A 13,239-nucleotide genomic window follows, 5' to 3' on the forward strand; every position below is an offset into this window, starting at 1 on the left:
GCTCGTAGGAGTCCGGCTCGTACCGGTCGCGGCCGTCGTCGAACCCGTCGTCGTGACGGCCCCTCGACCGCCCCCGCGCCCGATCCCGCTCCCGCTCCCGTTCGGAGCCCGACTCGACGCGGGTCGGCTCGTAGACCCGGGGGTCGCGCGGGGCCTCGCCGTGCTCCCCGTCCCCTCGCTCGCGCGGGGCGTCCCGGCGGTCCTCGTCCCAGTCCGGGTCGCTCGGCTCGGGAGCGGCCTCCTCCAGGGCGCGCCGTCGCCGCGAGGTGTCGCCCGAGGGGTTGAGGACCCGGTCGGTGATGCCGCCGAGGACGGTGCCGGTCTGGGACCGCAGGTACATGAGCACCTGGTACATCTGCTCGCCGATGTCGTGCCGCTCCAGGACGCCGGTGTCCAGGAGCCGGTTGAAGACCCTCAGGTAGTCCTCCTGGCCTTCGCGCCGCTCCCGCTGGAGCTGGGTGCGGATCTCCCACTGCTTGTCGGGGTGCATCGCCATGTGGTGGGCGATCTGGGCCAGGTCCCCGCGCCGGAAGAGGGCCTCCATCTCGCGGGCGCGCTCGGCGACCAGGGCGCGGTCCGCCGCCTCCCTGCGCCGCTCGGCCTCGGCGACGCGCTCGTCGGCCTCCATGGTGACGCCGACCCGGTCGCGCCGGGAGACCTCGGCCTTGACGGAGTCGTCGAGGTCGATGAAGACGAGGACCCGGGTGCGCAGCCCGATGTCCCGGCCGAAGCTGAGGCGCCCCGCGGCGAGTTCCTCGCGCACGGCCTCGTCGGCGCGCTGCGCCTCGGTGATCCGGAAGCGCCGGGAGAGCCTGCGCAGGCCGTCGAGCAGTTCGTCGTGGAGCAGCTCGGCGACGTCCTCGACCTGCTCCTGGACGACGAGGTGCGGGTCGGTCACCACCCACTGGACCTTGGCGACGGCGTCGAAGAAGACGCCGTCCCCGGCGGCCGGCAGCTGGAGCCGGAACTCGGTGACGTTGCGACCGAGCCGTACCTCGAAGACGGTGTACGGGGAGCCGAACATGGGCTTGTTGACGTCCTCGGTGCGGTCCGGCCAGACCACCCGGTGGCCGCCGTTGCGGTAGAGGAGGACGGCGGCGACCCGGCCGCTCCGGCGGCGGTACGGGGGTGCGTACTCGCCGATGAGGGGGCCGCGCGGCCGCCCGGCGGCCGTGGCCCCGCCGGTGGCCGCCGGACGTCGCCCCTCGCCTCGCGCCCGCTCCGCCTCCTCGTCCCGCGCGCGGTCGAGGTCGAGGTCCGGGTCCTCGCCCGGGTCGCGGCCGCCGGGGTGCTGTCCGCCGTTCTGCCCCGTGTACGGGCGCCGCTCGTCCCGCTGCCGCTCCCGTCCCCCGTGTCCCTGCCGCTCCCGGCCCTCGTACCCCTGCCGTTCCCGGCCGTCCCGCCCGTCGTACCGCTGCCGCTCCCGGCCTTCCCGGTCCTCGTACCGCTGCCGTTCGTCGTGGTCCCGGTCGTTCCACCGCGCCCGCTCGTCCGGCCGCGCGTTCCTGTTCTGCTCGGGCCCGGTCATCGGTTCGCTCCTTCCGTGACGGCGTCCCACATCCGGCGCGCCGCGCTTCTGTCCAGGGGCCGGTCACGGTCCCGGACCAGTTCGTTCAGCAGTCCCCTGAGGCGGTCCCGGTCGCGGCGCTCCACCGCGAGGCGCGGCAGGAAGGCGCAGACGTGCCCGAGAGCCTCGGGGTCCTTCGCGGCGCGCCGGAGCAGACCGCCGAGGGCTTCGAGGGCGGCCTCGCCGGAGCGGGCCGTGGCGAGCGTGTGCCGCAGCAGCCGCGCGAGTTCGGGCGCGAGGGCGGGCCGGGTCGCGAGCAGCGCGACGAGCAGGGGGCGGGCCGCGTGCTCCTCGAGTTCGGGCACCTCGCGCAGCCCCCACAGGTGGGTGGTCCGGGTGTCGAGCGCGCGGATGACGGCGAGGTGGACCAGGTTGGCGAGGTTGAGCCGGCCGTCCTCGAGCCACTGCCGGAGCCGTAGGAGGACGGGTTCCGGTTCTCCGGAGGCGAGCAGCCGGGTCACGCTGAAGGAGGCGGGCACGAGCACGTCGCCGTCGGTGGGCTCGCACGCCCTGACGACCCGGGCGAGGGCGTCGAGCGAGCCGGGCACGTTCCCGGCGGCCAGGACGAAGCCGTGGGCGAGGAGGACGGTCCCGACGAGCGTGGAGTCGTCGGAGACGGCCCAGTCCTTGAGCACGGAGGCGACGGCGGGCCTGATCCGGGGATCGCGGGCGGACTCGGCGAGCGCGGTCGCGGCCGCCAGGCGGGTGACGGGCGCGTCCGTCACGGCGAGGGGCACGATCAGCTCCCGGAAGCCGTGGATCCAGTCCCAGGAGCACAGCACGCCCGCGGCGACGGAGGCCCGCACCCACACCTCCGCGCGCGGGTCGTCGCAGAGGGCGCGCAGCCAGCGCGCCACCGGTCCGCGGACGTTGTGGTAGCCGTGCCAGACCTCGCCGAGGACGGCGGCGGCGAGGGCCCCGCCCCGGAAGCGCACGGCCCGCACCGGCACCTTCGCCGGGCCGAGGTCCAGTTCCCCGTCCTCCAGGACGGCGCGCGCCCGCATCGGCCGGTGCTCGGCGTGCGCGCCGAACAGGCGCCGCCCGGGGGCCTGTTCGGGGTCGAGCGTGACGGCGAGTTCCCAGGCGAGGAGCTCGGCGGCCTCGGCGGCGAGGCTGTAGGCGGATCCGTCGAAGACGGCGACGGCGATCCGGAACGCTCCGGCGTTCAGGGCGGGGAGCGCCTCGGGGAGCACACCGGGGCGGTCGGCGCCCGCGAACCACTCGCGGGCCTGGGCCGCCACGAATCCGGCGCACTCGGCGAGGAGTTGGCCGTCCGTCGTCTCCCCGCGCCAGTGCCGGGCGAGGAGGTCGGCGAGCCGGGCGGCCTCGCGGGGCCGCAGCTCCTCCAGGCCGAGGGCCCGGACGACGTCGGGGCGCGCGGCGAGCGCCCGCGCGGCGCCGAGGGCCTCGGCGGGCTCCCCGCGCAGCCGTTCCCGCAGGTGCCTCCGGAGGACCTCGTCGGCGGGCGGCGGCGCGCAGTACGTCCCGTACCGTCCGCGCAGCAGCCGGTCGGCGGCCTCGCCGCTCTCGACGAGGACGATCCCGTACGCGTCACGGCTGTGCAGCAGTTCGCCGAAGCGGTCGAGGTGCAGCTCGGAGAGGCGGGCGGCGGGTCGCCGCCCGCTGCCGGCGCCGTCGCCCGGTCCGGAACGGGCCCGTGACCCGCCCTCGGTCCCGAAGTCCTCCGTGAGCAGCTCCATGAGGTGCCCGCCGCCCTCCTGGAGGGCCTCGCCCGTGATCTCGTCGACGCCGTGGCGGGGGTCGAGGCGGAAGACCTTGCCGCCGGTGACCTCGTCGAGGAGCGCGAGCGCGGTGGCCTTGCGACCGCTGCCGGGTTCTCCGCAGAGGACGAGGACCCGGTTCTCGCGGAGCCGCTCCTTCATCCGCTGGTAGCCGGCGATCTCGCAGTACACCTGGGCGAGACGGGCGAGCGTCTCGGGCGGGACGGGTCCCCGGACGAAGCGCGCGGAGTCGCCGAAGCCGTACACGGAGAAGAACTGGTTGCCCTCGAAGAAGGCGCCGTCGCCCTGGACGCTGGTGTGGCGGTCGCCCGCGGTGCTCGCCCAGGTGCGCAGCGCGCGGCGCGCCGTGGCGGCGCCACCGGTGTCGCCGCCGGCGAGCGGCCCCCGGTCGGCGGACGCGAAGACGTTCGCCTCGCGCGGCTGCTCGCCGGCGCCGTCGCCCCGCTCGCCGTCCCTGTCGCCGCGGTCGCCGCGGTCAGCCCGGTCGCCCCGGTCGCCGCGACTGCCGCGGCCCCCTCGATCGCCGCGGTCCGCGCCCCGGTCGCCGCCCCGGTCGTGCGCGTCCGCCCGGTCGCCCCGGCCGCCGCCGTCGCTCCGCTCGTCCCGGGCGTGGCCGGAGTCCGGGGCGTCGGTCCCCGCCCCCGCCTCGTCCTGGTCGCTCACTCCGGCTCACCCGCCCCCGCGACCGTGCCCTTGCGTATGCCCGTGAAGTCGCCGTGGAACGTGTTGCCGTGGACGTCGAGCACGTCTCCCCCGATGTGGTACGTACGGTTCCCGCCTCCGGTCAGGGGCGTTGGGCCGTCCCCCCGCGACGGCCCAACGCCGGTCCGTGAACCCCGCTCCCGCCCGGGAGCCGGCGGCTCCCCCTCGGCTCCGGTCAGCGGCGGGGCCGTCCTGCGCGGTACGTGGAACCACGCGGTCTCGTCGGTCTCCTTGGACCGGATGCGGGCCGGCCGGTAGTGGGTCGGCTCGACGTACCGCCCGCCCTCGGCGACCACGTTCCCGTACAGCCAGTCGGAGACGACGACCAGGAGGTCGACCTCCTGGTTCTCCGCCATGAGCCGTTTGGCGGGGGCGCTGTCGCAGAGCCGGGCGGCGAGGTCCACCGCCCGCCCGACGAGCCCGTGCCCGTCCTGGGCGACGAGCCCCGCGTTCATGCCGATCCGCAGCCGCAGGCGCCGGCCGCGGCCCGTGTTGTGGGCGCGCAGGCTCTCGTAGAGGGTGTCGATCCAGCGTCCGACCATGAGCGTCGGCGGCACGTCGGGGCGCAGGGCGGCGAGGATGCCGTCCCCCCGGTCCTCCTGGTGGAAGGTGCCCGGTTCGACGCCGACGGAGCCGTACGCCTCGTCGAAGGCGGCGTACATCGCGGCCCGGTGCAGCTCCTTCTCGGCCATGCCCAGGGTTCCGGAGCCGCAGATGTCGCCGAAGACGACGAACCGGTGGATCCCGCCCGCTACCCCGTTCACTTCCGCACTGCTCACTCTCGGACTCCCTGTGTGTGGTGCCGTGGTGGTGCGCGTGTCACGTGTCCAGACTGGCCGCCCGCCGTGGCCGGCGATGTGGCCGTTTACACACCCGGCGGAGATTCGTCCGCCGGGTTTCCGCCGGGGCGTGCGCGCCCCTGCGCGAGCAGCACCAGGACCGGCATGTCGAGGACGACGACGGTGCGGTTCGCGGTGCGGACGACGTCCTGCTCCCGGAGCAGGCGCAGCGCTTTGGCCACCGCCTCCCGGGTGGCTCCGATGGCCGCCGCCAGGTCGTGCTGGGGCAGCGGGAGTTCGAGCACGGTCCCGCCGTCGGCCCGCCGCCCGGCGCGCTCGGCCAGTTCGACGAGCCGGGCGGCGAGGCGCTGGAGGACGGTCTCGGAGGCGAGCGCGCGACGCTCGACGTCGGCGCTGCGCAGCCGGGTGGCGAGTTGGCGCATGATCAGCGCGGTCGCGTGCGGCCGGGCGGCGAGGAAGCGCCGGAACCGGTCGCCGGAGACGGCCACGGCCTCGACCGTGCCGAGGGCGGTGACGCTGGCGCTGCGCGGGCCCCGGTCGACGGCCGCGAGGTCGCCGACGACCTCTCCGGCGCCGCGCAGGGCGAGGATGAGCCGCGATCCGCGCTCGGTGCCGACGGAGACGACGGACCAGCCGGAGAGGAGCGCGAGGACGTAGGCGCTGGTGTCGCGTTCGCGGATCATCACCTCGCCGGGTTCGTAGACGCGCCGGGCTCCCTCGGCGAGCAGCGACCGCCGGTCGGCCGCGGGAAGGGCGTGGAGGAAGGAGCGGTCCTGGCCGAAGAGACTCATCGCCGCTCACCCCCGTACCGTCCGCAGGCCCTCCGGGGAAGACCGTCCGCCGATGGCCGACCGGCGCTTTCGCGTGTGTGTTCCCACCTCATGTGGCTTACTGCGCCACACTATTGACGCTGTGTCACGTCGTGGGGTGAAGAACGCTAGAGGGTGCGGAAGAAACGCGTCAACGAGCACGGGGGGCGCAGGGGAGCGCCACCGTCGGCACGCCTGCGCCCCCCGTGGGGGCGGGCCGGGGTGTGTTCGCGAAGCCTTCGTGAAGGCTTCGCGAACACACCCCGGAACCCACGCTTCGACACACCCGTCACCCCGGCCGGCACCACGCCCCCGATCACGACGTCCCGACCCGACAGGCACACACCCGGGTGGTCCCGACCCGGCGGCCGGGCCTCGACGGCGACCGGGCGCGGGGGCCGGACCACGGGACCGGACCACGGGACCGGACCACGGCTGTCGGGCGCGGTAGCCGGATCGCTCGGCTGTCGGGCACGGGAACCGAGTCCCGCGCTCCCGGGGCGCGAGGACCGAGCTTTTCGCCCGCCGGGCCCCGTGCTCCCGGAGCCTCCCGGCTGCCCGGGAGCGGGAGCCACGCCTCCCGACCGCCGGGACACGGCGACCGGGCCTCGTACACCCAGGCCCCGGGAACACCGACTCCCCCGGGCCGTAGGCCGCGGGCCGCGCCCGCCCCGCCCCGGCGCGGGTCCCCTCAGAGCCTCGGGTCGACCGGTTCCGATTCCAGGGCCAGGACCGCGAAGACGGCCTCGTGGACCCGCCAGAGCGGTTCGCCCGCGGCGAGCCGGTCGAGGGCCTCCAGGCCGAGCGCGTACTCGCGCAGCGCGAGCGACCGCTTGTGGCCGAGGAAACGCTGCCGCAGCCTCTCCAGGTTCTCCGGTCGGGTGTACTCGGGGCCGTAGATGATCCGCAGGTACTCCCGGCCGCGCACCTTCACGCCCGGCTGCCCGAGCCGGCCCTTCGCGTCGCGGACGAGCGCCGCCAGCGGCTTGACCACCATGCCCTCGCCACCCGCACCCGTCAGCTCCAGCCACCAGTCGGTGCCCGCGCGGACCGAGGTCTCGTCGCCGGTGTCGACGACGAGCCGGCGGGTGACCTGGAGCAGCCCGGTCGGGTCGTGCTCGACGAGCCGGTCGAGCCAGGCCAACTGCTCGTCGTGGGGCACCGCCGCGAGCGAGCGCCCGCGCGTCGCGAGCAGCTGGAAGGGCGCGAACCGCACGCCCTCCAGGCCCTCGGTCGGCCAGCAGTACCTGCGGTACGCCTCGGTGAAGGCCGCCGCGTCCACGGCCCGCTCCCGCTGCCGGGCGAGCAGCCCGTCGATCCCCTCGACCCCGCGTCCCACCGCCCGCTCCAGGGCGTCGATCGCCCGGGGGAGGACGGCGCCGGAAGCGGCGCCGACCGCCGCGTACTGCGCGCGCAGCAGCCCGGCGGACTTGAGCGACCACGGCATCAGCTCGCCGTCGAGCAGCAGCCAGTCGCCCGTGCCGGAGGCACCCTCCGACGTGGCGAGCTCCTCCCAGAGGCCCGCCGCGCCGATCGCCGTCCGCAGCCGGCCGAGGACCTCCTCGGTGACGGCCTGGTCGTCGAAGAAGGGCCGCCCGGTACGGGTGTACAGGGCGCCGGTCACCCCGGTGACGCCGAAGTGCTCGCGGGCCGTCGCCTCGTCCCGGCAGACCAGGGCCACGGCCCGGGAGCCCATGTGCTTCTCCTCGCACACGACCCGCTCGACGCCGTCGGCCCGGTACTGGGCGAAGGCCTCGGCCGGGTGCTCCAGGTAGCCCTCCTCCTTCGAGGTCGCGGTGGGCGCCATCGTCGGCGGCAGGTAGGCGAGCAGGCGCGGGTCGACCGCGAACCGGCTCATGACCTCCAGGGCCGCCGCGGCGTTCTCCTCGCGCACGGCGACGTTCCCGAGGTGGCGGGTCTCCACGGTCCGCCGCCCGTGCACGTCGCCCAGGTCCAGGGGGCGCCCCTGGTGTCCACCGGGCGCTCCGGTGGCGAGCGGCCGCGCCGGCTCGTACCAGACGCGCTCGGCCGGCACGTCGACGAGCTCGCGCTCCGGCCAGCGCAGCGCGGTCATCTTCCCCCCGAAGACGGCCCCGGTGTCGAGGCAGATGGTGTTGTTGATCCAGGAGGTGTTCGGCACGGGGGTGTGTCCGTACACGACGGTGGCCCGGCCCCGGTACTCCTCCGCCCACGGGTAGCGCACCGGCAGCCCGAACTCGTCGGTCTCTCCCGTGGTGTCCCCGTACAGCGCGTGCGAGCGCACCCGTCCGGAGGTCCTGCCGTGGTACTTCTCCGGCAGGCCGGCGTGGCAGACGACGAGGTTCCCGCCGTCGAGGACGTAGTGGCTGACGAGCCCCTCGATGAACCGTCCGACCTCCGCGCGGAACTCCTCGCTCTCCTTCCCCAACTGCTCGATGGTCTCGGCCAGTCCGTGCGTCTCCTGCACCTTCCGGCCCTTGAGCCACCGGCCGAGCTTGTTCTCGTGGTTTCCGGGCACGCACAGGGCGTCGCCCGCGGCGACCATCCCCATGACCCGGCGCAGGACGCCCGGCGAGTCGGGACCCCGGTCGACGAGGTCGCCGACGAAGACGGCCGTCCGCCCGTCGGGGTGGTGTCCGTCGACGTAGCCGAGCCGGGCGAGCAGGGTCTCCAGCTCGGAGCGGCAGCCGTGGACGTCGCCGATGATGTCGAACGGGCCGGTGAGGTGCCGCAGATCGTTGAAGCGGCGCTCCAGGACGACCTCGGCCTCCTCGACCTCCTCCACGGAGCGCAGCACGTGCACCTTGCGGAAGCCCTCGCGCTCGAGGCCGCGCAGCGAACGGCGCAGTTCCCGGCGGTGGCGCTGGATGACGTGTGCCGGCATGTCCGCCCGGTCGGGCCGCGCGGCGTTCCGGGTGCGGCACACCTCCTCGGGGAGGTCGAGGACGATCGCGATCGGCAGCACGTCGTGGGTCCTGGCCAGCTGGACGAGCTGGCGCCGGGCCTCCTGGTGCACGTTGGTGGCGTCGACGACGGTCAGCCGCCCCGCCGCCAGGCGCTTGCCCGCGATGTAGTGGAGGACGTCGAAGGCGTCCTTGCTGGCGGACTGGTCGTTCTCGTCGTCGGCGACGAGGCCGCGGCAGAAGTCGGAGGAGACGATCTCGGTCGGCTTGAAGTGGCGCCGGGCGAAGGTGGACTTGCCGGAACCGGTGGCACCGACGAGCACCACGAGGGACAGATCGGTGACGGGCAGGGTGCGGGTCATCCCGTGACCTCCTTCAGGGGCTCGTCGGTACGACTTTCGGTACGGCTCTCGGTACGGCTCTCGCCGCTGTCGGTGCGGCTCTCGGCACGGTCTCCGGTACGGCTGAAGACGGCCATCTGGGTCGGCGGCCCGACCTCCGGGTCGTCCGGTCCCACGGGGGCGAACTCGACCCCGTAGCCGTACTGCCCCGCGACGCCCGCCGCCCAGGCGCGGAACTCCTCGCGGGTCCACTCGAAGCGGTGGTCGCCGTGCCGGACGTGCCCGGCCGGAAGCGACTCCCAGCGCACGTTGTACTCGACGTTCGGCGTGGTCACGACGACCGTACGGGGCCGGGCCGCGCCGAACACCGCGTACTCCAGGGCCGGCAGCCTCGGCAGGTCCAGGTGCTCGATCACCTCGCTGAGCACGGCCGCGTCATAGCCCGCGAGCCGCTTGTCGGTGTACGCGAGGGAGCCCTGCGTCAGCTTCACGCGGGCGGCCTGCCGCTCCCCCATCCGGTCGAGCCGAAGCCGGCGCGCGGCGACGCTCAGGGCCCGCGCGGACACGTCCACACCGACGATCTCGGTGAAGCGCGGGTCCTTGAGCAGGGCCTGCACCAACTGCCCCTGTCCGCAGCCGAGGTCGAGCACGCGCGTCGCGCCGACGCCCTTCAGGGCGGCGAGGATCGCCTCCCGTCGCTGCTCGGCGAGCGGCACCGGACGCTCCTCCGTGTCGGTGGACTCGTCGACGGCGTTGTCGACGTCCTCGACGTCCAGGCCCTCGGCCTCGGCGAGCCGCACCAGTTCGAGCCGCTCCGCCGCCTCACGGGCCAGGCTCCAGCGGCGCGAGAGGTAGCGGGCGGTGATCAGCTTCCGCTCGGGGTGGTCGGCCAGCCAGCCGTCACCGGCGCGCAGCAGCTTGTCGACCTCGTCGGGCGCGACCCAGTAGTGCTTGGCGTCGTCGAGGACCGGCAGCAGGACGTACAGCTGGTTGAGGGCGTCCGCGAGCCGCAGCTCGCCCTCCAGGACGAGACGCACGTACCGCGAGTCGCCCCACTCGGGGAACTCCCCGTCCAGGGCCACCGGTTCGGCGTCCACCGTGTCCCAGCCCAGCGGCCCGAACAGCGCCCGCACCAGCTCCGCGCCGCCCCGGGCGGGGAGCACGGGGACCTCGACGCGCAGCGGCAGCGGCGCGGCGGCCCGCTCGGGCATCGCCTTGCACTCGCCGTGCAGCGCGGTCTTGAAGACCTTGGCGAGCGCGACGGCCAGCAGCGAGGACGCCGCGTAGGGCCGGTCGTTGACGTACTGCGCGAGCGCCGAGTCCGGGGCGCCGCCCCGGCCCTTGCCCTTGCCGCGGCGCACCAGCGCCACGGGGTCCACCTCCAGGAGGAGTGCCGCCGTGCACCGCTCGGCACTCGCCTCGGGGTAGAGGACGTGCGCCGTGCCGTGCGAGGTCGAGAACGCCTGCGCCCGCTCGGGATGCTTGTGCAGCAGAAAACCGAGATCGGTCGCGGGGCGCTCCGGGTTGCCGTAGGTACTGATCGTCAGGAACACACGCTCGAGTATGGGCGCCACCCGCCCCACCGACCAGGCATTTTCCCGACCTCACACCCCGACCCGAAGGACCGCGCACTCCGGTCCGGACGACCGCGCACTCCGGTCCGGACGACCGCGTACCCCGGTCCGGACGACCGCGCGCTCCGGTCCGGACGACCGCGCGCTCCGGTCCGGACGACGGGGCACCCCGCTCCGAACGACCGGGCACTCCGCCCCGAACGACCGGGCACTCCGCCCCGGACAACCCGGCCCTCCGCTCCGGAGGGCCGAGCCCCCGACCCGCGCGCCGTGCCCGGCCCACGGGGTCAGCTCCGGTCCGCCCGCCGGGGCTCGACCCACGGAGTCAGGTCTCGCCCGCACGCCCGGGGCCCGGCCCACGGGGGGGATCAGGTCCCAGGACACGCGTCCCTGGCCCGGGGCGCGGCCTCAGCCAGTGCCGTCGCCGCCGTCCCCCGGCTCCAGGACGTCGGCGAGTGCGGCGATCGTCTTCGGGCCGACGCGGCAGCAGCCGCCGACGAGGCGCGCTCCCGCTCCGGTCCAGGCGGCGGCCCGGGCCGGGTCGAAGGCCGTGTCCCCGCGCCAGCCCCGAGCCCGGGCGTCCCACCGCTCCCCGCTGTTCGGGTAGACCACGCCCGGCTTCCCGGTCACGGCCACGGCGAGTTCCACGGCGGCCTCCGCCTCGGCCGGGTCGCAGCAGTTCACCCCGACCGCCACGACCCGGTCGTTCCCCGCGGCGACCGCGAAGGCCTCCGCCAGGTCCTGCCCGGCCCGGGTCCGCCCGTCCGCGACCGTGTACGACAGCCAGACCGGCACCCCGCACCCCTCGGCCGCCCGCAGCAGCGCCTCGGCCTCCTCCGCGTCCGGAACGGTCTCCAGGGCCAGCACGTCCGGCGCCGCCCCGGCGAGCACCTCGATCCGCGGCCGGTGAAACCTCTCCAGCGCCCCCACGGACAAGCCGTACCGTCCCCGGTACTCGCTGCCGTCCGCCAGCATCGCCCCGTACGGCCCGACGGACGCGGCGACCCACACCTCCTTCTCCCCCGCCTCCGCCGCCGTCCGGGCGAGTTCCACGCTCCGGGCGAGCAGCCGCGCCGCCTCCTCCCGGCCCGTGCCCCGCCGGGCGAAGCCCTCGAACGTGGCCTGATAGCTGGAGGTGATCAGCACCCGCGCCCCGGCCCGCACGTACGCCGTGTGGGCCGCCTCGATCTGCTCCGGCCCGTCGGCGAGGAGGCGCGCGGACCAGAGCGCGTCCGAGAGGTCGCAGCCCTGCGCCTCCAACTGGTTGGACAGCCCGCCGTCGAGGACGAGCGTCCCCGCCCCGAGGGCTTCGGCGAGCGTACGGACCGGCCTCATCGGATCACCCCGCTCGTCCCAGCTGCGACTGGACCCGGGCGGAGATCAGCTCCAGGTGGTCCAGGTCCTCCAGGTCCAGGACCTGGAGATAGACCCGGGAGGAGCCGATCGCCGCGTAGCGTCCGAGCTTGTCGACGACCTCGGCGGGCGAACCCGCGAGCCCGTTCGCCTTGAGCTCGTCCACGTCCCGGCCGATGGCGGCGGCCCGGCGGGCCACCTCGGCGTCGTCCTTGCCGACGCAGACGACCAGCGCGTTCGAGTACACCAGGTCCCCGGCCGGCCGGCCAGCCGCCTCCGCGGCGGCCCGGACCCGGCCGAACTGCCGCTCGCTGTCCTCCACGGACGCGAAGGGGATGTTGAACTCGTCCGCGTACCGCGCGGCCAGCCTCGGCGTCCGGCTCGCGCCGTGCCCTCCGATCAGCACCGGGACCCTGGCCTGGGCCGGCTTGGGGAGCGCGGGCGAGTCGGTGAGCTGGTAGTACTCGCCGGGGTAGCTGAAGGTCTTCCCGACCTCGGTCCCCCACAGTCCCGTGATGATCGCCAGCTGCTCTTCCAGACGGCCGAACCTCTCCTTCGGGAAGGGGATGCCGTAGGCCCGGTGCTCCTCCTCGAACCAGCCGGCGCCCAGACCGAGCTCGACCCGGCCGCCGGACATCCGGTCCACCTGGGCGACCTGGATGGCGAGGACCCCGGGGAGCCGGAAGGTGCCGGCCGTCATCAGCGTGCCGAGCCGGATCCGCTTCGTCTCCCGGGCCAGGCCCGCGAGGGTGATCCAGGCGTCCGTCGGTCCGGGCAGCCCGTCACCGGACCCCATGCCGAGGTAGTGGTCGGAGCGGAAGAAGGCGTCGAACCCGAGCTCCTCGGTGGCCCGGGCCACCGTGAGGAGGGTGTCGTAGTCGGCCCCCTGCTGGGGTTCGGTGAAAATGCGAAGATCCATGCCTCCATCCTGCACCGCCGGGTGCGTGTCAACCTCGCTGTCAGCTCTCCGGCCGCACCGGCTCGGTCGGGTGAATCTTCGGCCCCCTGGCGGGCCGCGTCCGCCCTGGCCAGTGACCGGGGCGCGGCACCCGTCGTTGGCTCGGGCGGAGCCGGACCGCCCGGCCCGCGTGCCGGCGGCCACTGCCGGTGCGTCTCTCTCATGGTCCCGCCCTCGGCGGTGGGAGCCGGGCCGAGGAGGCCGCCATGTCCCAGGAAGCCGCGCCGGAGCGGGCTTTGCCCGAACAGCCGGTGTCGCAGTCCGTGCCCGAGCAGAAGGGTGCCGACGCCCCCAAGGGCCTGCTCCAGCAGATGGAGGAGCTGATGGCGGCGCTCTCCGCCGACCTCTCCCAGCTGGACGCCGACCTCCAGTCCACGTCCGACCGCCTCGCCTCCGGGTCCGCCCCCGAGGCCCGGCCGCAGCCGTAGCCGCAGCCGCAGCGCAAGGATCCTGGCGCCGGCCAGTACCGACGCGAGCAGTACCGGCCCGAGCAGCACTGCGGGGAACAGCG

General features: G+C 75.0%; 9 protein-coding genes. 1 reads left to right on the forward strand and 8 read right to left on the reverse strand.

The features are described 5' to 3' along the window. The 8 genes from K7G60_RS30125 to K7G60_RS30160 all read right to left on the reverse strand — a co-directional run. Nucleotides 1–1,528, reverse strand: a 1,528-nt coding sequence (locus tag K7G60_RS30125; protein ID WP_225804135.1) for a hypothetical protein, incomplete at its 3' end; no start/stop codon positions are given. Further along, on the reverse strand, nt 1,525–3,972 hold the full coding sequence (locus K7G60_RS30130; protein WP_225804136.1) for a hypothetical protein: 2,448 nt from the start codon (nt 3,970–3,972) through the stop codon (nt 1,525–1,527). The genes K7G60_RS30125 and K7G60_RS30130, both read right to left, overlap by 4 nt. Further along, a complete protein-coding gene (locus tag K7G60_RS30135; RefSeq protein ID WP_225804137.1) occupies nt 3,969–4,790 on the reverse strand; it encodes a hypothetical protein in 822 nt (273 codons plus the stop codon). The genes K7G60_RS30130 and K7G60_RS30135 overlap by 4 nt, the downstream gene beginning before the upstream one ends. A gap of 86 nt (nt 4,791–4,876) precedes the next feature. Next, on the reverse strand, nt 4,877–5,602 hold the full coding sequence (locus tag K7G60_RS30140; protein ID WP_225804138.1) for a Crp/Fnr family transcriptional regulator: 726 nt from the start codon (nt 5,600–5,602) through the stop codon (nt 4,877–4,879). A 709-nt stretch (nt 5,603–6,311) separates the two neighbouring features. Continuing rightward, a complete protein-coding gene (locus K7G60_RS30145; RefSeq protein ID WP_225804139.1) occupies nt 6,312–8,864 on the reverse strand; it encodes a polynucleotide kinase-phosphatase in 2,553 nt (850 codons plus the stop codon). Continuing rightward, nucleotides 8,861–10,396, reverse strand: coding sequence for a 3' terminal RNA ribose 2'-O-methyltransferase Hen1 (locus K7G60_RS30150; protein ID WP_225804140.1), 1,536 nt, complete (start codon nt 10,394–10,396; stop codon nt 8,861–8,863). Before K7G60_RS30150 ends, K7G60_RS30145 begins: the two co-directional genes overlap by 4 nt. Nucleotides 10,397–10,825: 429 nt before the next feature. Beyond that, a complete protein-coding gene (gene mmuM, locus K7G60_RS30155) occupies nt 10,826–11,752 on the reverse strand; it encodes a homocysteine S-methyltransferase (RefSeq protein ID WP_225804141.1) in 927 nt (308 codons plus the stop codon). Nucleotides 11,753–11,756: 4 nt separating this feature from the next. Continuing rightward, on the reverse strand, nt 11,757–12,689 hold the full coding sequence (locus K7G60_RS30160) for an LLM class F420-dependent oxidoreductase (protein WP_225804142.1): 933 nt from the start codon (nt 12,687–12,689) through the stop codon (nt 11,757–11,759). 245 nt (nt 12,690–12,934) lie between these two features. On the opposite strand from K7G60_RS30160, the gene K7G60_RS30165 reads away from it, so the two are divergent. Next, nucleotides 12,935–13,156, forward strand: coding sequence for a hypothetical protein (locus K7G60_RS30165; RefSeq protein WP_225804143.1), 222 nt, complete (start codon nt 12,935–12,937; stop codon nt 13,154–13,156). Nucleotides 13,157–13,239: the final 83 nt, after the last annotated feature.

The sequence above is a fragment of the Streptomyces sp. NK15101 genome, from assembly GCF_020400725.1.
Classification (GTDB): Bacteria; Actinomycetota; Actinomycetes; order Streptomycetales; family Streptomycetaceae; genus Streptomyces.

Coding starts and splice junctions, on each gene's coding strand:
- K7G60_RS30140 (WP_225804138.1), bottom strand. CDS start 5,602: ATGAGTCTCTTCGGCCAGGACCGCTCCTTCCTCCACGCCCTTCCCGCG.
- K7G60_RS30145 (WP_225804139.1), bottom strand. CDS start 8,864: ATGACCCGCACCCTGCCCGTCACCGATCTGTCCCTCGTGGTGCTCGTC.
- mmuM (WP_225804141.1), bottom strand. CDS start 11,752: ATGAGGCCGGTCCGTACGCTCGCCGAAGCCCTCGGGGCGGGGACGCTC.
- K7G60_RS30160 (WP_225804142.1), bottom strand. CDS start 12,689: ATGGATCTTCGCATTTTCACCGAACCCCAGCAGGGGGCCGACTACGAC.
- K7G60_RS30165 (WP_225804143.1), top strand. CDS start 12,935: ATGTCCCAGGAAGCCGCGCCGGAGCGGGCTTTGCCCGAACAGCCGGTG.